At 44.5% G+C, this 25,403-nt stretch carries 27 protein-coding genes; 16 read left to right on the top strand and 11 right to left on the bottom strand.

Annotated features, from left to right (window positions below):
• Nucleotides 1-16: 16 nt before the first annotated feature.
• Both J3L18_RS26650 and J3L18_RS26645 read right to left on the bottom strand, forming a co-directional pair.
• On the bottom strand, nt 17-1,399 hold the full coding sequence (locus tag J3L18_RS26650; protein WP_129568316.1) for a RagB/SusD family nutrient uptake outer membrane protein: 1,383 nt from the start codon (nt 1,397-1,399) through the stop codon (nt 17-19).
• A 17-nt stretch (nt 1,400-1,416) separates the two neighbouring features.
• Nucleotides 1,417-4,614, bottom strand: coding sequence for a SusC/RagA family TonB-linked outer membrane protein (locus J3L18_RS26645; protein WP_129568315.1), 3,198 nt, complete (start codon nt 4,612-4,614; stop codon nt 1,417-1,419).
• 602 nt (nt 4,615-5,216) lie between these two features.
• Between J3L18_RS26645 and J3L18_RS26640 the strand changes: the two genes are divergently transcribed.
• From J3L18_RS26640 to J3L18_RS26630, 3 genes are all read left to right on the top strand, one after another.
• Nucleotides 5,217-5,564 (top strand): hypothetical protein, encoded by a 348-nt coding sequence (locus tag J3L18_RS26640; RefSeq protein ID WP_129568314.1) that lies wholly within the window; start codon nt 5,217-5,219, stop codon nt 5,562-5,564.
• Between the two features lie 92 nt (nt 5,565-5,656).
• Nucleotides 5,657-6,583, top strand: a complete 927-nt coding sequence (locus J3L18_RS26635; protein ID WP_129568313.1) for an ATP-binding protein — start codon at nt 5,657-5,659, stop codon at nt 6,581-6,583.
• Nucleotides 6,584-6,612: 29 nt separating this feature from the next.
• Nucleotides 6,613-6,909, top strand: a complete 297-nt coding sequence (locus J3L18_RS26630; protein ID WP_129568312.1) for an STAS-like domain-containing protein — start codon at nt 6,613-6,615, stop codon at nt 6,907-6,909.
• A 72-nt stretch (nt 6,910-6,981) separates the two neighbouring features.
• Here the strand turns inward: J3L18_RS26630 and J3L18_RS26625 are convergent, their stop codons facing one another.
• On the bottom strand, nt 6,982-7,806 hold the full coding sequence (locus J3L18_RS26625) for a universal stress protein (protein WP_129568311.1): 825 nt from the start codon (nt 7,804-7,806) through the stop codon (nt 6,982-6,984).
• A gap of 197 nt (nt 7,807-8,003) precedes the next feature.
• Complete coding sequence (locus J3L18_RS26620; RefSeq protein ID WP_129568310.1) at nt 8,004-8,507, bottom strand: hypothetical protein; 504 nt, start codon at nt 8,505-8,507, stop codon at nt 8,004-8,006.
• Nucleotides 8,508-8,688: 181 nt separating this feature from the next.
• Here J3L18_RS26620 and J3L18_RS26615 point away from each other — a divergent pair, with 181 nt between their 5' ends.
• Nucleotides 8,689-9,045 (top strand): RNA recognition motif domain-containing protein, encoded by a 357-nt coding sequence (locus J3L18_RS26615; protein WP_129568309.1) that lies wholly within the window; start codon nt 8,689-8,691, stop codon nt 9,043-9,045.
• A 79-nt stretch (nt 9,046-9,124) separates the two neighbouring features.
• Here J3L18_RS26615 and J3L18_RS26610 read toward each other — a convergent pair whose 3' ends face one another.
• Entirely contained in the window at nt 9,125-9,358 is a 234-nt protein-coding gene (locus J3L18_RS26610; RefSeq protein WP_129568308.1) for a hypothetical protein, read from the bottom strand.
• A 184-nt stretch (nt 9,359-9,542) separates the two neighbouring features.
• Here J3L18_RS26610 and J3L18_RS26605 point away from each other — a divergent pair, with 184 nt between their 5' ends.
• The gene (locus J3L18_RS26605; RefSeq protein ID WP_129568307.1) at nt 9,543-9,767 is read left to right on the top strand and encodes a helix-turn-helix domain-containing protein; all 225 of its coding nucleotides are present in this window, start codon (nt 9,543-9,545) and stop codon (nt 9,765-9,767) included.
• A gap of 43 nt (nt 9,768-9,810) precedes the next feature.
• Here the strand turns inward: J3L18_RS26605 and J3L18_RS26600 are convergent, their stop codons facing one another.
• From J3L18_RS26600 to J3L18_RS26575, 6 genes are all read right to left on the bottom strand, one after another.
• Nucleotides 9,811-10,425, bottom strand: coding sequence for a TetR/AcrR family transcriptional regulator (locus J3L18_RS26600; RefSeq protein ID WP_129568306.1), 615 nt, complete (start codon nt 10,423-10,425; stop codon nt 9,811-9,813).
• Between the two features lie 69 nt (nt 10,426-10,494).
• On the bottom strand, nt 10,495-11,991 hold the full coding sequence (locus J3L18_RS26595; RefSeq protein ID WP_129568305.1) for a hypothetical protein: 1,497 nt from the start codon (nt 11,989-11,991) through the stop codon (nt 10,495-10,497).
• A gap of 13 nt (nt 11,992-12,004) precedes the next feature.
• Complete coding sequence (locus J3L18_RS26590) at nt 12,005-12,568, bottom strand: helix-turn-helix domain-containing protein (protein WP_129568304.1); 564 nt, start codon at nt 12,566-12,568, stop codon at nt 12,005-12,007.
• Nucleotides 12,569-12,637: 69 nt separating this feature from the next.
• Entirely contained in the window at nt 12,638-13,111 is a 474-nt protein-coding gene (locus J3L18_RS26585; protein ID WP_129568303.1) for an HYC_CC_PP family protein, read from the bottom strand.
• 112 nt (nt 13,112-13,223) lie between these two features.
• A complete protein-coding gene (locus J3L18_RS26580) occupies nt 13,224-13,436 on the bottom strand; it encodes a heavy-metal-associated domain-containing protein (RefSeq protein WP_129568302.1) in 213 nt (70 codons plus the stop codon).
• A gap of 14 nt (nt 13,437-13,450) precedes the next feature.
• The gene (locus J3L18_RS26575; protein ID WP_129568301.1) at nt 13,451-15,685 is read right to left on the bottom strand and encodes a heavy metal translocating P-type ATPase; all 2,235 of its coding nucleotides are present in this window, start codon (nt 15,683-15,685) and stop codon (nt 13,451-13,453) included.
• 195 nt (nt 15,686-15,880) lie between these two features.
• Here J3L18_RS26575 and J3L18_RS26570 point away from each other — a divergent pair, with 195 nt between their 5' ends.
• The 11 genes from J3L18_RS26570 to J3L18_RS26520 all read left to right on the top strand — a co-directional run bounded on the left by J3L18_RS26570 (nt 15,881) and on the right by J3L18_RS26520 (nt 25,243).
• Nucleotides 15,881-16,294 (top strand): HYC_CC_PP family protein, encoded by a 414-nt coding sequence (locus tag J3L18_RS26570; RefSeq protein WP_129568300.1) that lies wholly within the window; start codon nt 15,881-15,883, stop codon nt 16,292-16,294.
• A 67-nt stretch (nt 16,295-16,361) separates the two neighbouring features.
• Nucleotides 16,362-16,544: a hypothetical protein gene (locus J3L18_RS26565; protein ID WP_166091200.1), complete on the top strand. Its 183-nt coding sequence runs from the start codon at nt 16,362-16,364 to the stop codon at nt 16,542-16,544.
• Between the two features lie 80 nt (nt 16,545-16,624).
• Nucleotides 16,625-17,179, top strand: a complete 555-nt coding sequence (locus J3L18_RS26560; RefSeq protein ID WP_129568299.1) for a hypothetical protein — start codon at nt 16,625-16,627, stop codon at nt 17,177-17,179.
• 91 nt (nt 17,180-17,270) lie between these two features.
• The gene (locus J3L18_RS26555; RefSeq protein ID WP_129568298.1) at nt 17,271-18,521 is read left to right on the top strand and encodes a type II restriction enzyme NmeDI-related protein; all 1,251 of its coding nucleotides are present in this window, start codon (nt 17,271-17,273) and stop codon (nt 18,519-18,521) included.
• A 79-nt stretch (nt 18,522-18,600) separates the two neighbouring features.
• Nucleotides 18,601-19,011, top strand: a complete 411-nt coding sequence (locus tag J3L18_RS26550; RefSeq protein WP_129568297.1) for a hypothetical protein — start codon at nt 18,601-18,603, stop codon at nt 19,009-19,011.
• Between the two features lie 74 nt (nt 19,012-19,085).
• Nucleotides 19,086-19,586: a DUF3347 domain-containing protein gene (locus J3L18_RS26545; RefSeq protein WP_129568296.1), complete on the top strand. Its 501-nt coding sequence runs from the start codon at nt 19,086-19,088 to the stop codon at nt 19,584-19,586.
• Between the two features lie 80 nt (nt 19,587-19,666).
• The gene (locus J3L18_RS26540) at nt 19,667-20,251 is read left to right on the top strand and encodes a DUF3347 domain-containing protein (RefSeq protein ID WP_129568295.1); all 585 of its coding nucleotides are present in this window, start codon (nt 19,667-19,669) and stop codon (nt 20,249-20,251) included.
• Nucleotides 20,252-20,254: 3 nt separating this feature from the next.
• Nucleotides 20,255-20,710 (top strand): heme-binding domain-containing protein, encoded by a 456-nt coding sequence (locus J3L18_RS26535; protein ID WP_129568294.1) that lies wholly within the window; start codon nt 20,255-20,257, stop codon nt 20,708-20,710.
• 10 nt (nt 20,711-20,720) lie between these two features.
• The gene (locus J3L18_RS26530; RefSeq protein WP_129568293.1) at nt 20,721-23,447 is read left to right on the top strand and encodes a multicopper oxidase domain-containing protein; all 2,727 of its coding nucleotides are present in this window, start codon (nt 20,721-20,723) and stop codon (nt 23,445-23,447) included.
• A gap of 11 nt (nt 23,448-23,458) precedes the next feature.
• A complete protein-coding gene (locus tag J3L18_RS26525; protein WP_189549088.1) occupies nt 23,459-24,121 on the top strand; it encodes a class I SAM-dependent methyltransferase in 663 nt (220 codons plus the stop codon).
• Nucleotides 24,122-24,160: 39 nt separating this feature from the next.
• The gene (locus J3L18_RS26520) at nt 24,161-25,243 is read left to right on the top strand and encodes a glycoside hydrolase family 130 protein (protein ID WP_129568291.1); all 1,083 of its coding nucleotides are present in this window, start codon (nt 24,161-24,163) and stop codon (nt 25,241-25,243) included.
• Nucleotides 25,244-25,403 lie beyond the last annotated feature (160 nt).

Genomic DNA, 25,403 nt, shown 5'->3' with positions numbered 1-25,403 from the left:
AGTTTAAGAAGTCTAACTATCTTTGATTCTGTTGTATACCGCTTAAAGCGATTTCATCTTTTGGTATAGGCATTACCCATTTCGAATCATTAGGTGGTAAGGAATAATTGTTGCCATTTAATGACCGTGTCAGCGTTATTTGTGCTCCCTCTGCATTCAAGCGTTTTAAGTCATACCATCGAAGCCCTCTCCACATTAATTCCTTTCTACGTTCAAGCAAAATTGTACTTAAAGCGGCGTTTGCAGAGGCGGCAGATAAATTGGTGAAGGTGCCTGTTTGATACCTTCTTAACAGAAGACTATTGAGTGTACTTATCGCATCGTTCGTTTGTCCGAGCCGCGCGAGGCATTCTGCTTTAATCAGGTATAATTCATCAGTCGCAAGGCCGGTAAAGCAGTAAAGGCCTGTGCCATAATAACCTCTTTTTCTATAATATGTACCATCGGCACGTTTTGAAAAATACAAGGTTAACCTTAAATCACTTGGACTATACAAAGAAAGGATGTCAGTGGGAACAGCGGACAATGCACCGGAATAATTGCCGGTAAATTCACCATAAGAAGTAGTTTGCCGGGAGTTATAAATAAGTTCATTATTTGTCGTGGAAAAAGGCGTTGATGATGTTTTACTTGTTGTATTATAATCAATCAAGGTATTATACAATGTTAAAGCTTGATCAGCATTCGATTTTGCAATTGTGTAATTTCGCATATCTAAATAAATACGAGCCAATAAGGCATATGCAGCGATCTGTGAGGGCCGGTTGAGATTGGCTGATGGCCTGGCGGTAGGTAGCAGCGGAAGACAAGTATTAAGATCGTTGATTATTTGATCGAAGGACTGTTGTAATGTACTTCGCTGTTGAATGTAATTGATGTTTGCACTCAACCTTAGTGGTATTCCTAAATCTGAAGATGCCGTACTGCCATCGTAAGCTTTGCAAAAAGCCCGGGTTACATCATAAAAAGCATAGGCTCTGTTGAAAAGTGCCCAGCCTTTTAAATACTGCCCTTGGGCACTGGCACTACTATCAGACTTACTTAAGCCATCTAATACATTATTCGCATAGAATATTTCCTGATAAAGTGCGTTCCAGTCCCGAATAGCAACATCACCCTGGTAAATGTCACTTGCCCATATGTAAGCGTTTCTTTGGGTCGGGGAGGCAGTTTGCCAATTGACAAAGTTAACGCTGTATTCATCGGCGGAAAGTTGTCCTAACCCGCCCGTTTGGTTAAAAACCAAGGTATTATCCAATAAGCTTCTAAAATCGCTTAGTGTACTTGGCACAAGTAAGTTTGTTGCAGGCTTTTTATTAAAAAAATCAGATTTGGTGCAACTGAAAAGGGTAAATAACGCATTAATGGTAATTCCCCATATGAATATATTCTTTTTCATTTTTTTAAGTTAATGTGTTATAAATCTGCTTTAAGACCAAATGAAACGGTTCTGACAGCAGGAATGCTGTAAGGATAATCGGGGTCAATATGTTCTTTATTGGCTCGCCAAAGGATACCGATATTGTTTAAATAGGTGAATAAATTTAGATTGCGGAAATGGATATACTTGACGTTTTTAAAGGTGTATCCAAAACGAATATCTTGCAGGCGAACGTTATCAGCCCTTTCCACTAAGATGTTTGAATAGGTATATAAATTATCTCGGTCTAAATTATCAGGGTACACTAACGCTGGTACATTGGTGTGTGTTTCGTCACCGGGTTTTTGCCATCTATTTCCGTAATCGGCCATTAAGTAGCTTTGAGGGCCTCCCGAATATAATACGCCGTTATTTAAGGAAGTCCTTCTAAAATAATATCCGAGTTTATAAATGATGTTAAAAGAAAGGTCGAAGCTATTGTATATAAAAGTATTTCTCAGGCTGCCAAAAGACGTAGGTGTTGCAGATCCATTGTAAACTAATTCAGAGCGGTTCGTTGAATTACTAATTGCAGTATAATCAGTGCTTATTTTGCCGTTTAAAAACCCCTGCGGATCACCTGTGTTAGTTAATCCCTCGTATTTGTAACTAAAAACAGCGTAATAAGGATACCCCGCTAAAGGATTCATATAGTTAGCTGAAACAATATTATAATTTGTTCCATTGCTGACCTTGTACTCGGTAACTATGTTTTTGTCATAGTTATATAGGAAGGTTGTAAGCCATTTTAACTTTCCATTTAGGTTAATTGTATTGATTTGTAAGTCAACACCTTGAGTTAAAGTATTTGCAGAATTTCCCGTAAAGGTAGTTACACCTGTTTGAGGGGATATTGGGCTGTTTCCAATCAAATCAAGGCCGCCTTTACGCCAATAATCTATACTTCCATTGATACGATTGTTCTTTGTGACGAAGTCTACACCAAAATTAATATTTCGGTCAACTTCCCATTTTAAAGAAGGATTGGGCGGATTAACAATATTAGTAAAATAAGCATTATAGGTTTGGGAAGCTCCAGGAATATTTATCGCGGTAAGATAAGCAGATATGCTGGTATTAACATTTCCAGTATAGCCATAGGTCGCCCGTAACTTTAATTGTGGCAGCCAGTCAATGTTGTAAAAATTCTCTTTATTTACAATCCAGGAAAGTCCGGCGCTCCAAAGCGGCACACCTTTTTGATTTGCGGAAACGCCGAATAGGTTTGACTCGTCCTTTCTTGCGCTGGCAGATAACACGTACTTTTCATCATAGGTGTAAGCTCCATTAAAATATATAGAGAAAAATCGGTTGGTATTACCTAATTCTGATGTATTAGCAGGCACTAAGGCACTATTATAACCATACGAAAAAGGATAATAAGTATTGAAGTTTACGCTCTGATTGGCGTCGGTAGCAGTTTCTGAATTATAACCGTATAATGTATAACTGTTGGTAAAGGAATTATAATTTTTTATTTCAGTACCTGCGATTGCAGTTAAATTATTTTTACCCCACGAGTTTTCATAGTCAATTTGAAACCTACCGTTGTTGGAAGAGAGCGTATTGCTCCGCTTATTTAAGATTCCGCCTAATGGTATTGGGTAAGTTACCGCCCCTGAAATGGGATCGATTTGAGTATATGTATTAATTAAGTTTCTGGTATAATATGACTGAAGCTGATTAAGATTGTTAAAGTCAGTTAATCCCTTTTCGTAGCTGTATAGTGCAGACGCTTTCAGCCCTTTTATTATTTTGTAAGTTAATGAAGCATTGATCCTGTAATCAGTAAGATCGCTTTGCGAATTGCTATACCCGCTTCTAAGTTCTTGCAATGGACTATATAACCAATTTAGCAAACCGGCATTCCCCGCGGTCGTTGCGTATGGAATATTAAGATTATTTTCAATAAATAATGGATTGCCCTTCGCATCAGCGAGTTGGTCATAAGGATAATTCGTAGTCGTTAACGTAGGTGCAGATTTCGAGGTGCTTCCTGTATAAACAAGATTGGTGAATAATTCCAGCTTATTATTCAAAAAGTAATAAGTGTTGTTTGTATTCAGGCTTATTCTGTCGTAGCTGTTGCCAACCTGGCTATTTATATTTTTATCATAACCAATAGAAACAAAATACTTTTGGTTTAAGCCGCCACCGCTGATACTTGCCTGGTACTGCTGTTCAACGCGTGGTCGGTAAAAATATTTAGCCACTTGGTTACGGGAGTCAATAGCTTTTAAAGCATTAATCTGTGAAGCAGAATCTGTTTTAGATAATGTGCCGTTTCTCGAAGCTGAAAAAATTTGAACAGCAGGCGACAAAACCTGATAACCGGTACTAATGGCATTATCATATACACCCTGATTAAATAAATATTGTTCTATCCCAATGTATTGCGCAGAACTTAATTGAGGAAGATAGTTTAGATTTGGTTTAGCACCGATAGTAGTATTAATATTGAAAGAGACGTTAGGGCCACTATTTAGCCTGCCTTTTTTTGTAGTTATTACAATTACTCCGTTACCGCTGCGTGATCCCCATGCCGAGGCTGCGGCTGCATCTTTCAATACTGTGATGCTTTGTACGTCATTCGGGTTAATATTAGAGGGGTCGCCATCATATGGAAAGTTATCTACTATAATTAGAGGATTAGGATTGGAAAATAGTGTGGTTCTTCCCCGTATTTCAATTTCGCTTTGCCCATATTGAAATGCGCCGTTGTTATTAAATAATAAACCACTTGTTACACCATCTATTCTGTCCAAAATATTTGTACTTATCTTACGGTTAATCAATGCACTATCAATTTGAACAAAACTTCCCGTTGCCCTTTCTTTTGGAATTGTTTGATAACCTGTAGATACAACACTTACTTCGTTAAGCGTATTATAGTCTTCATAGAGTTGAATGTTAAAAGGGCCTTTTTCATTTATTGAAAATTGGACCTCCTGTGATTTGTAACCTACAAAGCTTATGCTTAATATTCCTTGCTGGACTTTTGAAGTCATTGAGAAGTTGCCATTTCGATCTGTAGTTGTTGACAATTGAGAAGCTGTAATTTTTATTGTGGCGCTTGGCAATGGCTTACCTATTGAGTCTGTTACCCGGCCCGTTAAGAGGATATTTGATTGTGCCAGCGCTCGAAAATTTAGGCAAAGCGTGGCCAGTACTATTATGAGTATAGTTTTTTTCATAAATGTTTTAATTGGACATTAAAAGAATTACTGCTTAGAAAAAGATAAGAAAATGGCAACCTGAAATAAATTAACTAATGGCTGATCTAAGGTTGCCATTTCTTAACTAAAGTTATTCAGGTGCGCAGATTTTAAGTTGATAGGTGTAATTTGGGAAACGATTCATATTTCAAATGTTATATCATTTGAAATTATAAATCGTTTATTTGAGGAGGGTTAAATAATAGTGGAACCCGCCCAAGTACGCTTTGAAGCCTGTAGGAGGCCGAGGTGCATACAAGAGCGAGCCCACCATTATCGACAAAGATAATGAATGGGCACTTTTCTCTTGCACCTTGCACCTCTAAAAATTCCTACATTTTCAAAGCAAGATCCAAAATCCAAATGCCAGTATAAAGAATTCACAACTGCATTTCGCTAAAATAACATCATTTACAACTGTAAATACGTCGTTGGCGAGCTATTGCACATCAAAAATAAATAAATAAACATCAAAATCAAATTTTTTAACACTAAATTGATGTTTTTATTTTGGAAAGCAATGTTATTAAATAACACCTAAACTTATCGGTCGGACTTTTGGGCCTGTTGAATATTTTATTATGGCAAAGAAACCCCGAGTTAATCCCGCAAAATTAAAAAGTACATTAATTTCGATACAATCAAGATTTGAAACTGGGAAAGTTAATACTATGGCAGAGATCGGTGAAATGTATATGACCGGAATGATTGCTGCATTAGGGATTGGAAATAACGGTTATGTAACTAAGTTTAATGCTCCCGAAAATTTCACTGTTAATGACTTGTTAAAACTCGCTGACGTTACAAATACTGATATAGAATTGATATGGAAAGTTGTAAAGAAACAGGCAACTAAGAATTATAAAAAACGAGATATCAGCGGATTGTTGGGCGAAAAGCAAGCTGCTGACAATGAAGAAAATAAATAAAAGAGGTGTCCAATTGATGATAATTCCAAGTGGCTCCGATACCTGGTGCTCGTTTTAGTACCTTTGTCAGCAACAACGAATAATTCCATCTTATGGCTGAACTAACCTTATCTATCAACTTTACTCAGCCGATCATTCACCGCGAACTCATCCGGATACTTTCGCCAGCTTATCAACTGATGCCAGGTGATACGCTTAATCTTACCATTGCATTATCCAATAGCATGGTGCATTCCGACAGCCTTTTGATAGTGGCTTCGGCCATCAACCACCTACGCTCCAATGATATCGAAGTATTAATTACAATACATGGGCAAAGCACCTACGCCAGCCGGATAAACTTTTACTCGTTGATTGGTGTCCCCTTTCAAGAAAATTATATCCGAAGAAACAACGCAGGAAGGTTTATCGAATTGAAGTCGTTTGACCGGGACACCTTATATCCCTTACAAGATGAACTCAATATGATCCTTTACCAAAATGGCGGTATTAATAAAGAAGTTTTACAATTGCTGTTTTATTGTCTGGGGGAAATCATGGATAACATTATTGTGCATTCCGGCTTAAACGGCGGCTGGGTATCGGCGCAATACTATCCAAACAGGCAGGAGATCAGGTTGACCATTTGCGATCATGGGAATGGTATCCATCATTCCCTGACCACCCATCCCGAAAGCAAATATAAACAGGCCTCAGAAGCCGAAGCGCTTGATCTATGTATTCAACGCGGGGTCACGAATGGTGAGGGACTAGGTTTCGGGTTGTTTGCAACATCCCAATTCATCTTAAAAAACGACGGCGACTTGCTAATCTATTCCGGTAATCATTACCTCCTGGCGACCCACGGAAATTATGAAATCCATGAAGGTGACTTTTATAAAGGAACCTTAGTTTCGCTCCGGATCAATACCGACGTTCCGGTAGATTATAAGGATATTATGCCTGCTCATCACACCCTGCCGGATGATTATGACTTTTTCATTGACAAGTATTTTGGCGAGGATAATGAACTTTGGTAATAATTATTTGTATTTTTGTATAAATTAAAATGATGCGAATCGAGTTTTCACATATCGGCAAACAGCTTTCCACTCGGGTGGCCGGGGCCGCTATGCGCAAACAAATCATCCAGGGAATAGAAAAAAAGGAAAAGATCGTTTTTGATTTTTCCGGTGTGGACATTGTCTCCAATTCTTTCGCTGATGAATGCTTCGCCAAGTTAATGATTCATTTCGACCTGCCGGTCGTAAAGGAACATACCACCTTTCAGAATGCCTCGCCTTTTATAAAAGCAGTTATCGCCAATTCTTTTAAGGAAAGGCTGCAAGCGATTCACGCGCATTAATTACCCGTTATTATCCCAAAAAAATCTGCTTTCTTATTAAAATTGAAAAGCAATTATCATTTACTGCGATATTCAGACGGGAAAAGATAACAAGGGTATATTTAATCCCGAGGCCATAATGCGTGTTTTGCTCCGGTGTACCATTGAACCCCAAAATCCATGCTGCTGCGGAGCCATGATCAACAAATCAGCATCCATTCTTTTTATCTCGCCGCCAATGCCCCGGATAATGGAATCCGATTTGATATTTTTATAATAATAGTCAATACCTTCCAGTCCTTCATCAATGCGGCGTAAAGCATCCAGATCTGTCCCCTTTGCTTTTAATTCCTCCACGGTCTCATTAATTAAAAGTATTTCCACTTCAGCCTGGGTGACCAGGGCGATTTCTTTGATCCGTTCCAACAATTGTCCGGATACACCATGCACCACGTCACAGGAAAATAGCACTTTTTTTAAGCCCTTGTACTTTACATTCGCAGGAACAGCAAGGACGGGCACATGCAGCTTTTTGATCACCGAAGTTGTCGTATTTCCCAAAAGCTCCTGTTCGAGCGTTTTTTCTTCCATGCCCATAACGATCAGTTCGGGCGCGTATTTAGTTATCAATTCCTGTATGGCACCGGCCACAAACGAAAACGTAGTCACCGGTAATACTTCAATTCCGTATTGCTGAGCAAGCAGTAAAGCCTTTGCTTCCAGCAATACTTTATTCTCATCTATCAATTCCTGCACTTCATTTGCCGAAACAGCAGCACTCATCGCGTGTATGGGAATGGTGAAATCATTGAATAAAATAAGCCGGTAGTTGTTCAGCCCGGCTATTGCAGCGGCTGCATAGTTTACAGCGCTTTCGGCTAATTCAGTATAGTCTGTGGCAGCAATTATGGTTTTCATGATTATTAGGTGTAAATAATAAAAGCTGAAATTAGCGTCAATTTCTGCATGGATTGTTATCTAAGCGTAAAACTTGTGCGCTGTTGTAATCGTTGCATAAAACCGGCTGTTGAATTCGCCATCATTGGTTGCCCATGCATAGAAAGGAATAGGAATTGGCAGGACTTATTATCCGTTTAAATATGTCGCAAATGGTATTATTTCACCTTTAACCTTTGATAATCGTAAGCGTTATCTTTGTCAATCAAAGCCAGCTTATCATAATAACCGTTGGCCAATCCTTTAAAATACTCGAACTTCTTTTTCCGTTCCGCTATTTGCTTTTCAGTGAAACGCCACAGATCCATTGGCGCATAACGGTTTGTTAATTCTTTGGCTATTTGAGCTCTCAGCACTTTTAAATTAAAACTTTGCATCCTTAAACTATCCGCCCGGTCAGCCATTCTCCTGGCCAGCAACAATTTATTGGCGGCCTGGCTATTGGATAAATCGGGAATGGCTACTACGCTATTAAAGCGCAGATACAACAAAGACCGGTAAAACAAGCTGGTGGTGTCATTCGGATTCGATTTCAGGTTCCGCTCCAGACTATCTATAAAGGGTGCATATTTCTTCTCATTTGGCGCCGATGTGCCGTCATTTAAATAAATAACGCCCGCAGCAATTTTTACGGGCGGCTGCGCCTTTGTGCTTGCCGCCATAAACACTAGAATAAATAGGGGTATATATGTTAAGTTGCGCTTCATCTTAATAGAAAAATAGGTGTTAAACTAATTTAATTGCGTTTTATATTAAAAAGTGTGACATGCGAAAAAAATTATTTGTACCAGTTCATGCGGTGTAATTATCCCGATTGGCAAATCATGGCTATATTTGGGTATTATGATTAAACTTTTTATCGTTGGCATTCCTCGCGATATGGAAGAACTGGAACTAACAGAAATTTTCAGGGGGTATGGAAGCGTAAACACAGTAACCATAATTACTGACAAGGTAACAGGCGAAAGCCAGGGATATGGATTTATCGAAATGAGCGATCGAGCCGGCGCGGAACAAGCAATCAAGGCATTGGACGGCGCAACCATAGATGAAAGAAAGATCAGTGTACGAATTGCCGACGACACGAAACGGGGTGCGTCGAAAGTCTTTACCACAAAAGCAACAGACCCGCCCGGGTATGCTAAAGTTGAAAAAACTCCGGTTGCCGCAAAAAAGAAAAGGCCAAGAATTCCCAGGTAGAAAAATAAGTTAACCGAAAATATGCTGTACCTGAATTTCAAGCTTACCATAGCCCGCCCGGTTTAAACAGGGACCGAAATCAATTGATGTCGTGAACCTTTCGAGGATCAAAAAGCAGATCGCCCAGCTCCTTTAATTTACACAATATTTCCTCCGTTTCCTGGGTGGCCAGGTTATTCATATCGTATTCTTTGTTTGTCAGCATCTTCAGGAACCAGGGCCAGAACTTATCCTTTTCAAGTTTTGGAAAATTCCGTTTAAAAAAGGACTCTATGGTGTTAATATAAAGCGAAAGTTCTTCTGAGCTAGACAAAATTTTTTGTTCCATCACCTGCTTTACTGGTTCATACCGGAGAAAAGAGGGCATCACCATAACATATGGTGTTTCTATTTTCTAAACAAGTGTATAGAAAATCTATCCAAAATCAAAATAATTATTTCATTTAATTAAACAGGTGTACATTAATTCTATATAACTATTTAGGATTTAGAAATTAATGACAGAGCTGGGATTATTTTTATCAAAGAAGTCAGTGAATAAGGCAGAAATATCCCGCCGTTCAGGTATCAGCAAAGCGAGGTTGACCCAACTTTCAAATAGCAACACAACGAGGCTAACCGTAGAAGAATTATATAAGATCGCGATGGCGATGAATGTTGATCCGTGCGATGTCTTAACGACCGTTTGCAAAGGAATTCTACTACCTGATCAGTCCGGTTAATCCGCCCACCATACCTTTCAATCTTATTACATTTCGAGATACCTTAGCTGCCGTACATATAAATCCATTCGATAATCTGTTTAATTGCATCTAATATATCAGCCTGTCCCTGTTCTGATTTCACATCCATTCCGCAAATGATTTTTCCGTTATGCAGCGCGTGAATATTGGCATAATATATGCCGCCTAATAACAGGACTGCAATGGGCTTAAACTTGATGGTTTTATGCTGTAATTCCGCTTCCGCCATTTCTATGATCGGCTGGGCCATCAGTTCTCTAGTGTTGTGAATACTTCTCATTAAATCGCTTTTCCCTGTTAATTCCCATAAGATCAGTTGCTGCATTTCTGTTTCAACTGAGAAGTATCGCCAATGGTTAAGTAAAATGTCAATGATCAGCTCCTTGCTGCTCTCGTGTGTATTTTTGCTGACTTCGGCATTTATCTTTTCCGCAAATTTTAACCAGTAGTCTTTTTGCACGACATAGGCTTCAACCAGTTTATCAATGTTTTTTCCAAAATACCGGTAGATCAGTCCCCGGTCCACACCCGCCCTGGCAGCGATCTTTGCGTAATTCAACCCTTCCCGGCCTTCGGCTTTAAAAATTTCACCAACCGCGTTGATGATTTTTTGTTTAGTTTCTTCTTTGTTTTTCATACGTGTTAAGGTTTAGTTATTTAGGAAAGACCGACGGCAGCGAGCCCGCCGGTCTTCATTTTAGACATATTACATTTTCATCATCCGGGGGTAAAGCCGCAGGAAGACCTCGCCGCCCATCGGATTTTTACCATACAGGCTGTTGAGTCTGTTACCGGCAGCATAATAAGTCAGTTGCCCCCCTGCGGCGAGGTTCAGCGGACCGATCTTAAACAGGTCGTAATTCAGCCCAAGGGTGATCGCATTGATCGGGAAAATGGTATCATCGCCATAAATCGCAGGATTCAATACCAGTTCTTCCGTGGTCTTCTGCACAAATTCGTAACGGCCATAGATCGCCAGCTTTTTCAGTCTTAGGTCTCCTTCAAGCAAGGCCGAATTATTGCCCGCGTGGTTCGGTATTTTATTCAGGCCCCACAGCGCTGTCGCATTGAACGTTTTCTCATCGCCGAAAGGCAGGCTGTAAGTAGCCGAGGCCGTAGTACGGTAAACATTTTCATCCGGGTGCAGCTCCTCCGGGCTCTTGAGATAGCCGTGGGAAACCTGCAGCGCCCAATTGGCGGAAGGATTATAATTTAAACGTCCGCTCCAGGAATCAAATCGCGGCCTGTCAAAGTCATAACGATTCTCATCAGGTTCCCTGCCTGTAAAAGACGAGGCCTCGATCTTGAAATCATAGAACCGGAAACCGATGGTCGCCACCCCGAAAGTGATATGCGTCGCATCAGACCAATGGTGGCTGATCGGCGCATCCGGATCGGACATCGCAGAGGGCCGGTGCATAAAAGCCACCGGGCCTAACGCCGGCTCGCCGGGGTAGCCTACATAAATACTCAGGTCGGTCTGTTTGGAAAAGGCATAGGCATAGCTCGCTGATACTTCGGAAAAAAGATCGTGTGGGTGCTGATGATCGATCAGCGGAGAACCTTTCCAGCTTTCACCAGTCTGGAACAGGAGCGGATATCCGCCACCGCCTTCCGTCAGGCGGTCGAGGGACATCATCAGGTTAAAATGCAGCAGGCCGTTTGTGCCCACCTTACGCTGCGCCATACCCATGAACCAGTTGGGGGCATCGATCCTGTCGTCGCCCCGGTTGCCCTTATTGCCAAGGTCTTGTTTGGTATAACGCAGGGCGATATTGCCATGCAGCATATAGCTCCATTTGCCGCTGTTCAGCATTATACCATACATAGGCGAAGCATCCGGCAGCCAGCTGGTACCCGATCCGTCCCTGGTCATGGGCAAGTTAAGCGACTGTGAACTGCTCATCATTTTCATGGACATATCATCCATTTTCATGCCGCCCATATCCATGCCCGACATGGAAGAATCTTTCATCTTCACGCCTTTCATATGGTCATGGTTCATTGGCATACCCATTTTTTTGCTTTTTACCTTTTTGGTGGTGTCCGGCATTTTCATGCCTTTCATCCCGTCATGCTTCATTGGCATGTTCATTTTTTTATCTTTTTTGGCCTTCGTCGTATCATTCATGTTCATGGTTTGAGCGAACACGATAGAAGTGAGCCCTAAAAGCAGGACTGCGGTGATCATTAAGTTTTTCATAGGACGATAGATTTTAAATTTTATCAATGGCTTTACGCTGCCTGTGCCCGGATGCTTTGAACTGGCTTGGCGTTAACCCGGTTATCGTTTTGAACTGCGCGGACAAATGAGCGCTGCTGCTATAGCCCATCTTCCAGGCGATCTCGTTTATATTGAGTTCGCCATACTCCAGCAGTTCTTTGACCTTTTCTATCTTTTGCTGAATAATAAACTTTTCAATAGTGGTATCTTCCGACTCCGAGAACATCCGGCTGAGATAAGTATAATCCTTATGCAGCTGATCAGACAGGTAGTCCGAAAAGCTGAGGTGGCTGTCCGATAGGTCGCTGTGATGTATCTTTTCTATGATCAGGTCCTTGATGCGTTGTACCACACGGTCCTTTTCATTATCGATCAGCTCGAAGCCGAGCAGTTTTAATGCGGAAGAAATGGCGCTTAATTGAATGGCATCCGGTCCTGGCTGGACAACGGCGCTACCCAGCACAATGGAATCGACCCGGAACCCAAGGTTTTCCAGCTGTTGTTTAACGACCATGATGCAGCGGTCGCAAACCATATTTTTAATATATAATGTCATGTTTTATTCAAGCTAAAAGAAAAGTGAAGGCAATAATTCTTCAGGCCGCAGAAGGCGGCAAAGCTTGAATCAGATCAGAAGGGATCGGTATTTAATAAATAGCGGAGGCCTCGTCGCCCCAGGCGGTCCGGTCGCGTTAAGCCAGGATACTTTGGCCTCATATACGCCGGGTACCGGTGGCAATGCCTGGTAAGGTATCGGGAATAGGATGACCTGGATGGCGAACGATTGAAATTCGAGTGATCCGGAAGTGTTTTCTTTAACTACATAGTTGTCGTGCCGGTTACAGCAACTGCAATCTTTGCCTTCCCCGCAGGATTTCTTATGGTGGTGTGATTCTCCCTTTTTGTGCTGATCATACTGTCCGGCGGAAGGCACCGCTTCATGGTCATGATCATCGTCGTCATCATCCTCATGAACGACTAATTCATGCCCGGGTGTTCCAAAAAAATATTCGGCGCCGCAATGTACCAAGCATACGAACATACCTGTTGTCAACAACAGGTAAAACGCAGCCAGCGTAAAAGCACCGAATCTTCTCATTAACTAATAGTACATTAAACTGTTACAATTGTTTAAATTTAGTGTATTTTCCGGATAATCAAATAACCCCCTGAAGCCTTTGGTTCAGGAGGTTACCCGGAGAGGGATTTATTTATATGGATTCCGCACGGTATCCGCTGGCTGCCAATGCGGCGATCACCTCATTTGGCTCCAAACCAGGGCCCGCCTCTATTGTGAGGATCTTATCGGGGTTTGCGGTATCCACTTCCCATTTTTCAACCCCGCTTAAATGATTTAGAACGGGGGTAACCGTTGCTATGCAGCCACCGCATTTGATGGTGGTCTTGAATTTTAAAGTTTCCATTTTTGTGTTTTTAATTAAAAAGTAATTTTTGACATTTTAAGCCGCAGGCTGTTGCTGACCACTGATACCGAACTTAGCGCCATTGCGGCACCAGCGATCATCGGGTTCAGTAAAAAACCGTTCACCGGGTATAGTATACCGGCAGCCAGCGGTATGCCGATCAGGTTATAGATAAATGCCCAGAATAAATTCTGCCTGATCGTCCTTACCGTCAGCCGTGACAATTTCAGGGCTTTCGTGATCTGGAGCAGGTCCGATGATACGAGCGTGATCTTGGCTACATCCATGGCAATATCCGAGCCGTGTCCCATTGCGATAGAAAGGTCTGCCTGTGCCAGCGCCTGGCTGTCGTTGATGCCATCCCCCACCATGGCCACTATTTTTCCCTTGCGCTGTAAAGTCTTAATGAACTCAGCTTTATCAGCCGGCATCGCGCCGGCGATGATATCGCCGATTCCGGCTGCCTTTCCGATATGCTCTGCAGTGGCTGCCTGGTCACCCGTAAGCATATAAACGGCTATACCGCTGGCTTTCAATTCCGCTATGGCTTTGGCGGAACTGCTTTTTACACGGTCCTGAAGGGCGACAATGGCCAGTGCCGTTAAACCGGAACCAAAGAAGATCACCGTTTTCCCGGTCCGGGAAAGCTCTTCTGCGGCAACACGAAGTTCATCTGGCACAATCGTCTTGCGGGATTCCACCAGTTTAAGGTTGCCGGCAAAAAAAGGCTGCCCATCGAACAGGCCCTCAATGCCCCGTCCTGTCAGGCTGTTGAAGTAACCCGACGCCGCAGCGGGGATGTTTTGTTCCTTCAGGTAGTTGACTATAGCGGTCGCCAGCGGATGTTCGGACTGCTGTTCCAGGGAAAACAATATTGACATTAAAGCAGTCTTTTCACCGGCCGCTTGTTTTGCCCAGATCAGGTCGGTGACCATGGGTTTACCCTCAGTGATGGTACCGGTCTTATCAAAGACGATGGCGTCCACCTTAAATCCCAGCTCCAGCGCTTCAGCATCTTTGATCAGGATGCCGTTCTCGGCTCCTTTGCCGATACCGACCATGACAGCTGTCGGTGTGGCTAGTCCCAGCGCGCAGGGACAGGCGATCACCAGTACGGTCACCATCGCCAGAAGACCGTGTGTCAGGGCTTGCTGCCCGCCAAACAGCAGCCAGGTTCCTAACGTCAACAGTGCAATGAGCATCACCATCGGTACAAATACCCCGGCGATTTTATCGACCAGGCGTTGCACCGGCGCTTTTGAGCCTTGCGCCTCCTGCACCAGGTTAATGATCTGCCCTAATAAAGTTTCACTGCCGACCTTTTCTGCACTAAAGCGAAAGCTGCCTTTTTGGTTGATCGTTCCTGCGAAAACGCGGTCCCCTGTCTTTTTTTCCACCGCAACGGGTTCACCGCTGATCATGCTCTCGTCTATGTAAGAACTGCCCTGTTCAACAATTCCATCTACCGCGATCTTTTCCCCCGGACGGACCAGTAGCAGGTCGCCGATCTTTACGCCCTCCACAGGCGTAATTTTTTCACCTCCCGGCGTAATCAGCAATACCGTCTTCGGCTGTAGCCCGATCAGCTTTTTGATAGCGGAAGAGGTGTTAGATTTCGCCCGCTCTTCCAGCAATTTTCCCAGCATGATAAATACGATCACGACCGATGCTGCCTCGTAATAAACGTGCGGATGCAAGCCCTGCCGGTGCCAGAACTCCGGGTATACCGTGTTGAACACGCTGAATAAAAAGGCGATCCCGGTACTCATCGCTACCAGCGTATCCATATTCGCCCGGCCGTGCTTCGCCTGTTTCCATGCGCCGGTAAAAAAATTCCTGCCCGCAATGAACAGCACAGGGGCGGTCAGCACCAGCATGATATAATTGGCATTAGGAATGTCCATCAAAAACATGCCGATCAGGACAACCGGCAGGGTAAGGACAGCGGCCCATATGATATTTTTCTTCAGCGCATGGTAATGGGCCTGTTGTGCCTGTTCGCTTTTTTCTTTCCCGTTTTCCGTGTCAATGATCAGGTCGTAACCAACCGACTGTACGGAAAGCTGCAAGCCTTCCGGCCGGATGAGGTCCGGGTGGTAAGCTACCTTTACCGACTGGGTGGCAAAATTAACTTCAGCTTTTTCAACACCTTTTTGGGCGCCAAGCATCGATTCGACGCTCGATGCGCAGCCGGCACAGGTCATGCCGGTAACCGGAAAAGTCTGGGTGTATATGGTTGCAGGTGACATTCTTTCTCTGTTTAGCCTACAAAGTTATGTATAGCGCGCAGCTGCATCTTTACAGGATTCCGTTAAACTTTTATAGAATACCGCTCCGTTGGCAGGCTAGATTTTGCTGCCTGCCAACTTTTATCAATCAAAACGGTGACCTGGAAGAATTTGATCAATAACTACTATCTTTAACCCGTATTGCCTGCTCGCCGAATGAGAAAGATATGCACCTTATGTATTACCGCGTTTTACCTGCTGTTGACGACGGGAGCTTATGCATGTGCGCTTCATTGTGCAACTGACCTGCTTGCCGAACGTTTTTCCATTCAACAACAAGCTGCACACAGCGGCAGTGAGGAAGAAGGCGGAGAAAATGATGAACTGTGCAAGAGCGGAGACTGTCATTGCTGCTATCATCATGGCAGCTACGTAGTCAGTGAAAATTTCAGCCGCGATCCTGTCTTCGATTTTACAAACATCGTCACAGGGGTGATTCCAAGTCAAAAGGTGTGGGAGGTATATCGTGCCGAGTTCACTTTGCCTGTCCTTAGCTGGCCGAGAGCAACCGGGCCGCCCTTTTTATCCAGTTACCCTATTTACATATTATCCCGTTCCCTTCTGATCTGATTCAAGCTTTTGCCGGAACCCGCCGGCCAGGATAACCATTATCTCATTTTTAGCTTGAATTATTACGATGAACCCACATTTTATTTTAAATGCGGCACTCTTCCAATCGGGGAGCGTGCCGGATATGCATTTCGTTCCGGTCAGCATCGACCGAGATAAAATACTTTTGATCTTCACTTACCGCGCCTGTTTGTTGGCTGATACCTGCGGTTGTGCTTTTGTAAACCTTAAAAAGCCGGAGGTCGTATGAATCAGCATATTGTCTACAACATCCACAAGCCCTCAGGTACCATTGCGGAAATAAAGATCGTCCCGGAAACTAAGCCCGGCGTGAACGGACGGATCAGTATAACCGGCGTTTTCCGTCTTTTCCATATGATCCCCAAGGACCTGGCGCCGCCACCGCGGGAGCTGGATATAGATGCCTATATGGCCTTCGCAGGCAGTCTCCGTTTTTTGAACGAAAATTTTTACGAATGGCGTTATGAAGGCGATGGACTTTGCGAAATGGAAATTACGCAGCTGGTAAACATCATTCAGGAACATGTTGAAGAATGGTTTGACGAGGCAGATAATCACCCGGTCCTTAGGGAAGGGGACCTGAACGACCCCCAAAGTGCCTTATACATGAGCGATGAACAGCTTGCCGCGATCATGCAACATCCCTTGTATAATATTTCGCCTTATTTTCTCTTTGGGCCGGAAGATGATGTTATCGGGATCGTACAGAACGGGGCTGGTTTTGATATCCAAATCAACGGGACGATCGCCGCGCATATGGTAGTTCAAGATGAATCCCGGTTTTACATTGACAGCGGCTCGCTTGGAGACCAGGAGCTCGTAACAGAAATTCTCCGACGCATCCTGGCCTTAAGAGAATTATAAAGCGAAGGTTATTTTAGGCCTATTGTTATTATCTATTTAAACTTGTTATTTAGGGTATCCGTTTTATGCGGATACCTCAATTTTATCCGCAATGAGCGAACACCTGCAATCCATCATCAATCAATACAAGAATGACCAGGAATCGGTATATAATACCTGGTTTATCAATAACGAAGAACGCTTAAAAGCTTTTCGCTCGATCCGCAGAGGAGTACTGCAGGTCATTGACGACATCAAGACCAAACGTTTCGGCAATGACTTTAAAGGCACATCGCTTGAATTCGTACTTTCCTGCATCACAGAACAAAAACAGGTATTCGAGGGCGCATCCCATCCGTTTTACTGGAAGCCCAAATTAAGGATCCCGGACATTTATGAGAACCAGGCGAACAAGATCGCATTCGGGCAGTTCCTGGAGAACTGTATCCACGCCAAAAACGAAGAACAGGTGATCAAAGAAATCGAAAAACTGGACGCGCTCAAAATAAAGGGCCTTGGACCGGCCGTGGCAAGTATCCTGTATTTTCTTCACCCGACCTGGATGCCGCCGTTTAACACCGCGATCATCAACGGATTTAATTACCTGTTTAAGGATAAAAAAAAGTTAGGCAGCTGGAGCGAATATCTGAAGATCAGGGAAGTTATTATGGACACTAACCGGAAGCACTGTAACGAACTTTCCCTGGATACCGGTGCTTTTGCAGGCCTGCTTTTCGAGATCGGTACCCAAAAGTTGCTTTTAGGCAAGGATGAGTATTTGTCAGAGATAGAGCGTAACCGGCTGGAAAAACTTATCGAAAAGCGCCACAAGGAAAAAAGTACGGAAACTGCGGATGAACAGCTACACAATGAAATGCAGTATCATTTGCTAAAGATCGGGCACTCCCTCGGATATGATGTGATCGCCGCATCCAACGATCGCTCCAGGGAGTGGGGTGGAAATAAGTTCAGCTTCATCTCCCTGGCCGATTTTCCGCAGATGGACCTGGACAAGGAAGTGCTGAATACCGTAAAGCTGATCGATGTGCTCTGGTTTCAAAAGGCCACATCAAAAGTGATCGCGGCGTTTGAAGTAGAAAAAAGCACCAGTATCTATTCCGGCATCCTGCGGTTAACCGATCTGAGCTGCAGCTTAAATAATAAGGAAGAAGTACTTTATCTGGTGGTTCCCGACCAGCGTGAAAAAGATGTCATCATGCAGCTCTCCAGGCCATCGATCCGGCAGGGAAATATGGAGATGAAATACATCTGCTTTTCAGACTTGAGGCAGCATTGTGATGCGCTTTGCAAATTCGGCGATGACCATGCGATTATGCAGAAAATAGCAAGAAAAGCTATTTGAAAACTTTCACGTCAAAATATAAAAAAATGACGGAATTATATAAATCTGCCGCCGCGTTAATTTTTAAGTTTGTATCGTAATGAAAGGTAAAGCGCTAATATTGCTGGTTGTATTCCTCCTGAACACGGTTACCGGGTTCTGTTGTGCTTTGCATATGATGCATGAGGATCATCACGAGCTGACAGGACATCACGAACATGGGCACGCCACCGAATCCGTTACTCACGCACAAATAGCCAGCAGTGCCGTCCTCGCTCCAAACGAAACCTGTTGCCAGGGTGCCGTTAATAACTTTGCTTCCCTGGCAAAACAAGTACCGGCAGGCAATCATATATTACCGCTTGCTTCGTTTACTTACGTCAGCAAGCCCATTGATTTTTTTCTTACTGCCCCGACCAGTCTTTACGTAGCCAAATTGATGGTTACGGGGGAGAAAAAGCGGCCACCGGACAAAGATATCCGGGTCGTCATACAGAGTTTCCTGATCTGATAACAATAGTATAACCTATCGTGGCATTTCCATGCCCTTTTATTGCTATTACTGTTTAATCAAATTCAAAGATCATGAAAAAAATACTTTTAATGGCCGCGCTGATCGCGACCTCAATTACCCAACAACTTTTCGCGCAGGATGTTAAACCAAGCCCGTTGACACCACTGCTGACCTCTTATTACAGCGTAAAAAACGCGCTTGTTGCTTCCAGCAGCCAGGATGCTGCGGCCAGTTCTGCCGAATTCGGCAAACTATTGAGCGCTGTGAACATGAAATCATTGCCTGCGGCTGATATGAATGCTTTTATGTCATTGCAGGAAAAATTGGCGCTCGATGCCAGGCATATCGCTGAAAGCAAGGATATCGCCCATCAAAGGGAGCATTTTGCCGATTTATCCGCTAACTTCTTTAAACTGGCCAAAGCGGTCAAACTGACCGGCCAGGCTGTTTATTATGACTACTGCCCGATGAAAAAGAGCTACTGGTTATCGGCAGAAGCGCCGATCAAAAACCCGTATTACGGCAGCCAGATGCTGACCTGCGGCAAGGTGAGCGAAACCCTGAATAAATAATTACCGACAAAATTGAACGACCCTGCTGGCGAATAGGCTTCGTTTGGCAGGGCTATTCCCTTACCCTTAAATTTTCCGTTATGAAAAATCTGATCATTATAGCTGCATTTGTGGCAACCACGTTAACCGTGCTGGCCTGCAATAATGCCAATAAATCTGCTACGGCCACTTCTGCTGATTCCACCGGGATGGCTTCCGCGACAAAAAAACCGGCCGCTGAAGGCCGCTCTGCAACAGCGGTAAAAGGTCTTTTGGATAATTACCTGCAATTAAAAAATGCGCTTGCCGCCGATAACAGCAACCAGGCGGCAACAGCCGGTAAAGCGCTTGCACAAGGCTTCACAGAATTTGATCAAACCGCTTTGAACGCAGCTCAAAAGAAATCTTTTGCTGACATCGAAGGTGATGCCAAAGAAATGGCTGAACATATTGGTAAAAGCGCTGGGAATTTACCCCATCAGCGGGAGCATTTCGAGATGCTGAGCCAGGATATGGTCGACCTGGTTAAACTACTTGGCGCCGGACAACCCTTGTACGTTGATCATTGCCCGATGTATAACCACAACAAAGGGGCTAACTGGCTGAGCGAAACCGAAGCGATCAAAAACCCATACCTGGGTGCTCAAATGCCGACCTGCGGTTCTATTAAAGAAGAAATCAAATAAGGCATGAAGCGCTTGCTAAAACCTTTGCTGGGTATCGGTACATTGCTGTTGATCGCCCTTCAGTTCATCCCGCGCGACCATAACGAGGCGGGTAACACGGCTGTCAATGCCATCGACCGGGTGTATAAGATCCCTGCGAATGTGAGCGTGATCCTGAAAAGATCTTGTTATGACTGCCACAGCGACCAAACCGATTACCCCTGGTATGCCCGACTGCAGCCGGTGAGGCTAATGATGGATCGTCATGTCAGGAACGGTAAGGCCGAACTGAACTTCAATACTTTCGGAACCTATACGGCACGAAAGCAACGAAGCAAACTGCGTGCGATCGGTCAAAGCCTGGAAGAGGGGTCGATGCCGCTGTCTTCCTACACGCTGCTGCACCGTAACGCGATACTTTCCCAAACGGAAAAGGCACAATTAATGAACTGGGTTAAACAAACGTCGGATAGCCTGTAGAAAAATAAAAATGAAGAAAATACTGATTGCGGTGCTGATACTTTGCCTGAAGCAGATAGCTTTTGCGCAGAGCGACATGCAAACCATGGCGGATATGAAAAAACAGCAGCCAATTACCTATACCTGCCCCATGCATCCGGAGATACACGCTACCAAACCGGGCAATTGCCCTAAATGTGGTATGAAGCTGGTTAAAGAAAAGCCAAAGGCAGTTCCTAAAAAAGCTGCCGTCCGGAACATGCCCGTGAAGGAAAAAAGCATGCAGATGGATGATGTGCCAATGAGTACAAATCCGGCGACGAAGGCCGTAAGTTATACCTGCCCGATGCACCCTGAGATCCATGCAGCCCAACCCGGGAATTGTCCTAAATGCGGCATGAAACTGGTCAAAGAGCAGCCAAATATCAAGAAAATGCCGGACGGTATGAAGATGCCGGTGACGGACAGCACGAAACAGGGCGTAAAAATGGATGATATGGATATGCCAGCAGGCCCGGCAGCGAAGGTCCACTTGGAACCTATTAAAACTGTCGCAGCTAAATTTCCTCCGCGTACCGTGCGTTACGACCTGTATATTGCCGACACGACGGTGACCTACGGCGGAAAACCGAAAAGGGCCATCGCGGTCAATGGTAGTATCCCTATGCCCACACTTACATTTACCGAAGGCGATACAGCAGAGATCTATGTACACAACAAACTCAAAGAAGAGACTTCCCTGCACTGGCATGGGCTGTTCCTGCCCAACCGTTATGACGGCGTTCCGAACCTGACGCAAATGCCTATCAAGCCAGGCGCAACACATCTTTACAGGTTCCCGATCAAACAACATGGCACACACTGGTATCACAGCCATACCGGCTTACAGGAACAAATCGGCATGTACGGCGCTTTTATCATGAACAAACGGGAGGAATGGGATATCCCCACCATTCCGCTCGTTTTAAGTGAATGGACCAATATGAGCCCCAAAGAGGTACAGCGCAGCCTGCATGCAGCCACGGATTGGTTCGCTATTAAAAAGGGTACAACCCAAAGTTACCTGGAGGCCATCCAAAGCGGTCATTTTAAAACTAAGGTAGACAATGAATGGAAGCGAATGAATGCGATGGATGTCAGCGATGTTTACTATGATCAGTTCCTGATCAACGGGAAAAACCAGCGTGAGCAACCGCAATTTAAGGCGGGTGATAAGGTAAGACTGCGTATCGCCAACGCCGGCGCATCCTCCTATTTTTGGCTCAAGTATGCGGGCGGTAAAATGACCGTGGTCGCGACCGATGGCAATGATGTGGTACCCGTCGAAGTCGACCGGCTGATCGTGGCCGTTTCGGAAACTTACGATGTGGTGGTGACGCTGCCCGAGAATAAGAGTTATGAGTTCCTGGTGACACCTGAGGACCGGACCCGGTCCGCATCACTTTGGCTGGGTACGGGTGATAAGGTTTATGCCGGCAAGATGCCGAAGCTGAAGTATTTCGCCGGGATGAAAATGATGAATGACATGATGGACATGAATGGCAATATGGTTGAAATGGACGGCATGAAAATGCAGAACCAGACCATGGATATGAATACCGTGATGTACCCGGAGATAACCGGTGAAGAAAAACCCGCCAAAAAGGAACAGAAAGTTATGCCGGCCGTGCAGGAACCGACTGATAAAAGTATGTCAGGCATGAATATGGCTACGGCCAATGCAGACCTGGTCACCCTTAATTACAGCATGCTGCGCGACCCGAATAAGACAACACTGTCAAACGGGCCCTGGAAAGAGCTGAAGTTCGACCTGACGGGCAATATGAACCGTTACGTTTGGACGCTGGATAACAAAACCGTTTCCGAGTCTGATAAGATCCTGATCAAAAAAGGGGAAAACTTGCGGATCATTTTATATAATAATAGTATGATGCGGCACCCGATGCACTTGCACGGGCATGACTTCCGGGTGCTGAACGGGCAGGGTGAGAACGCCCCGATGAAGAATGTGATCGATATTATGCCCATGGAAAGGGACACCATTGAATTTGCGGCTAACGAACCGGGGGGCGACTGGTTCTTTCATTGCCATATCCTTTACCATATGATGAGCGGAATGGGCCGCATATTCAGTTACAGTGACTCCCCGCCTAACCCGGATGTTCCCGATCCGGAATTTGCACAGCGCAGTTTATTCTGGGACGACCAGATGCCTCACCTGATGGGAAAGGTCGGTTTGGAAAGCAATGGCACAGACGGGCAGTTGATGCTGGGCAGTACCCGCTGGAAAGCAACTACCATGTGGCACCTGGGTACGGATGCCATGATGGGGTACGAAAGCGAAACGACGTTCGGCCGATATATAGGCAGGAACCAATGGCTGTTCCCTTACGTGGGCTTTGACTATCATTACAAAAAATTCAATCCTGATGAAAAGAATATTTTTGGCAGCGATTACAAAAACCTCTTCGGGCAGGTTAGCAACAAAGAAAACCGTCATACAGTGGTTGCGGGCCTGGCCTATACGCTGCCGATGTTATTTGTAGCTGATATGCGCATTGACGCGAACGGTAAATTGCGCTTTCAGTTAGGCCGCGAAGACATCCCCCTGACGCAACGCCTTCGCTTTAACATTATGATCAATACCGATAAGGAATATGCTGCCGGGCTGCGGTATATTGTAACTAAGTATTTCTCCTTTTCAACGCATTACGATAGTGATATGGGAGCAGGCGCCGGTTTAACAATCACCTATTAATGAATAAAAAGATGAGCAATACACCAACCGCACCGAAATTTATTCCCGCCTTGAGCTTTAATTGGTTAACCCCGTTTTATGATCGTTTACTAAAGCTTACGATGCCGGAGGAAACCATCAAAACGGCTTTGATCAGTGAAATAAAAGTATCAACGCCGTCAGACATTCTCGACTTTGGTTGCGGTTCGGGTACGCTTACCATAATGCTGAAAACTGCCCATCCTTTAGCCAATATTTCGGGTGTTGACGTGGATATAGACATTCTCAACGGGGCTAAGGAGAGAACGAGCAAGACTATGGCCGATATTAACCTGATCAGGTATAACGGGGAAAGACTTCCATTTAAGGATGCTTCTTTTGACATCGTGTCCTGTCTCGTATTTCATCATATTTATAGTTCACAAAAATCAGTCATCCTAAAAGAAATCTATCGCATCTTAAAAAGCGGCGGGCAGCTGATCATAGCTGATTTTGGCCGTTCAGCATCTGCCTGGCAAAGGTTTAAATTTAACATGATCAGGATCCTTGACGGGTTTGAATCAACGGCAGCAAACGCCAAAGGGCAGCTTCCGGGGTTAATTAATGAGGCGGGTTTTAAAAAGATCACGATCAGTGAGCATTTTAAGACATTCTTTGGAGAGGTACAAATCATCATGGCTTATAAAAAGGGTTAAAAAATAACTGTTGGGCGATTAAACATCAAATGGATCATCATGAGCGCATTTAAATTACGCCGCCTCGGCACAATAATGGTACCCGAACCGGGTAATGATATGGAGATCGGGGGCGTGCTCAATCCGGCCGCAGTACGCGGGCCTGACGGAGCACTTTATTTGTTCCCCCGCCTGGTGGCTAAGGGAAATTATTCCCGCATTGGGATCGCGCGGGTCAAGTTTGACAAAAAGGGCGACCCCTGTGGTGTTGACCGGTTGGGCATTGCCCTGGAGCCGGAAGAGGATTATGAAAAACGTCCCGGAGGCGGCGGTTGTGAGGATCCCCGTATAACCTTTGTCGAAACACTGGGGCGGTATATGATGACCTATACTGCTTTTTCGGCAGATGGCCCCCGTATTGCGCTGGCTCAATCAACAGACCTGATCCGCTGGGAACGTTTAGGCCTGGCGAAATTTTTACCGTATAAAAAAATTCGGTTTAACGGGATCGATAACAAGGACGCCTGTATTTTTCCAATGGGGGTGCTTAGCAAGCATAACCACCTCTCCATGGCTATGCTTCACAGACCACTTTTTCCCGGCACGAGGCCTGAAGATACAATGCTGAAATCTATTAACCGCAGAATAGGGGATCACCATGAATGCATCTGGATATCCTATTGCCATATCAAAATGGACCCGGCTAAACCCAGGCATTTAGCAAGGTTTGAGTCCAATCAGCCGCTGGCGATCCCATCGGCACCCTGGGAAAGTCTTAAAATCGGTGCGGGAACGCCGCCGGTGTTAACCCCACTGGGCTGGCTCATCTTATATCATGGCGTAAGCGATATGCGCCCCACCAAAGATGATGCCCATGAGCTGCGGTATGCTGCCGGGCTGATGATACTGGATAAAGAACATCCGGAAAGGATATTGTACAGGTCGCCGAGCCCTGTATTGTCTCCGGATCTACCTGAAGAACAGGTTGGGGTGATCGCCAACGTAGTATTCCCAACAGGAATAGACCGGCGCGACGACCTGGGACAACCGCAACGCTTTGATGTGTATTACGGTATGGCGGATAACCGCATCGGCGTTGCACGACTGGATATACCCGATAGATTGCCTGGGAAAATGGAATAATAAATATGCTCTTTGAAGGTCGGGTTAAATAGACATAAATGACGAAACATTATCTCCTTATTATTGAATAAAATGATAATTATCACTTTTTAGATTGCTGATAATCACGCTAATAAAACTAAAATCGAGCTAAATTGCACTAATTAAAAACTATATCAAC

This window comes from Mucilaginibacter gossypii (genome assembly GCF_017569325.2).
Classification (GTDB): Bacteria; Bacteroidota; Bacteroidia; order Sphingobacteriales; family Sphingobacteriaceae; genus Mucilaginibacter; species Mucilaginibacter gossypii.
This window is presented reverse-complemented; position numbering and strand designations above follow the sequence as displayed.

Bases quoted from the DNA above. Each gene is read 5' to 3' on its own strand.
- J3L18_RS26650 (WP_129568316.1), bottom strand. From the start codon at position 1,399: ATGAAAAAGAATATATTCATATGGGGAATTACCATTAATGCGTTATTT.
- J3L18_RS26645 (WP_129568315.1), bottom strand. From the start codon at position 4,614: ATGAAAAAAACTATACTCATAATAGTACTGGCCACGCTTTGCCTAAAT.
- J3L18_RS26640 (WP_129568314.1), top strand. From the start codon at position 5,217: ATGGCAAAGAAACCCCGAGTTAATCCCGCAAAATTAAAAAGTACATTA.
- J3L18_RS26635 (WP_129568313.1), top strand. From the start codon at position 5,657: ATGGCTGAACTAACCTTATCTATCAACTTTACTCAGCCGATCATTCAC.
- J3L18_RS26630 (WP_129568312.1), top strand. From the start codon at position 6,613: ATGATGCGAATCGAGTTTTCACATATCGGCAAACAGCTTTCCACTCGG.
- J3L18_RS26625 (WP_129568311.1), bottom strand. From the start codon at position 7,806: ATGAAAACCATAATTGCTGCCACAGACTATACTGAATTAGCCGAAAGC.
- J3L18_RS26620 (WP_129568310.1), bottom strand. From the start codon at position 8,507: ATGGCGGCAAGCACAAAGGCGCAGCCGCCCGTAAAAATTGCTGCGGGC.
- J3L18_RS26615 (WP_129568309.1), top strand. From the start codon at position 8,689: ATGATTAAACTTTTTATCGTTGGCATTCCTCGCGATATGGAAGAACTG.
- J3L18_RS26605 (WP_129568307.1), top strand. From the start codon at position 9,543: ATGACAGAGCTGGGATTATTTTTATCAAAGAAGTCAGTGAATAAGGCA.
- J3L18_RS26600 (WP_129568306.1), bottom strand. From the start codon at position 10,425: ATGAAAAACAAAGAAGAAACTAAACAAAAAATCATCAACGCGGTTGGT.
- J3L18_RS26595 (WP_129568305.1), bottom strand. From the start codon at position 11,991: ATGAAAAACTTAATGATCACCGCAGTCCTGCTTTTAGGGCTCACTTCT.
- J3L18_RS26590 (WP_129568304.1), bottom strand. From the start codon at position 12,568: ATGACATTATATATTAAAAATATGGTTTGCGACCGCTGCATCATGGTC.
- J3L18_RS26585 (WP_129568303.1), bottom strand. From the start codon at position 13,111: ATGAGAAGATTCGGTGCTTTTACGCTGGCTGCGTTTTACCTGTTGTTG.
- J3L18_RS26580 (WP_129568302.1), bottom strand. From the start codon at position 13,436: ATGGAAACTTTAAAATTCAAGACCACCATCAAATGCGGTGGCTGCATA.
- J3L18_RS26575 (WP_129568301.1), bottom strand. From the start codon at position 15,685: ATGTCACCTGCAACCATATACACCCAGACTTTTCCGGTTACCGGCATG.
- J3L18_RS26570 (WP_129568300.1), top strand. From the start codon at position 15,881: ATGAGAAAGATATGCACCTTATGTATTACCGCGTTTTACCTGCTGTTG.
- J3L18_RS26565 (WP_166091200.1), top strand. From the start codon at position 16,362: ATGAACCCACATTTTATTTTAAATGCGGCACTCTTCCAATCGGGGAGC.
- J3L18_RS26555 (WP_129568298.1), top strand. From the start codon at position 17,271: ATGAGCGAACACCTGCAATCCATCATCAATCAATACAAGAATGACCAG.
- J3L18_RS26550 (WP_129568297.1), top strand. From the start codon at position 18,601: ATGAAAGGTAAAGCGCTAATATTGCTGGTTGTATTCCTCCTGAACACG.
- J3L18_RS26545 (WP_129568296.1), top strand. From the start codon at position 19,086: ATGAAAAAAATACTTTTAATGGCCGCGCTGATCGCGACCTCAATTACC.
- J3L18_RS26540 (WP_129568295.1), top strand. From the start codon at position 19,667: ATGAAAAATCTGATCATTATAGCTGCATTTGTGGCAACCACGTTAACC.
- J3L18_RS26535 (WP_129568294.1), top strand. From the start codon at position 20,255: ATGAAGCGCTTGCTAAAACCTTTGCTGGGTATCGGTACATTGCTGTTG.
- J3L18_RS26530 (WP_129568293.1), top strand. From the start codon at position 20,721: ATGAAGAAAATACTGATTGCGGTGCTGATACTTTGCCTGAAGCAGATA.
- J3L18_RS26525 (WP_189549088.1), top strand. From the start codon at position 23,459: ATGAGCAATACACCAACCGCACCGAAATTTATTCCCGCCTTGAGCTTT.
- J3L18_RS26520 (WP_129568291.1), top strand. From the start codon at position 24,161: ATGAGCGCATTTAAATTACGCCGCCTCGGCACAATAATGGTACCCGAA.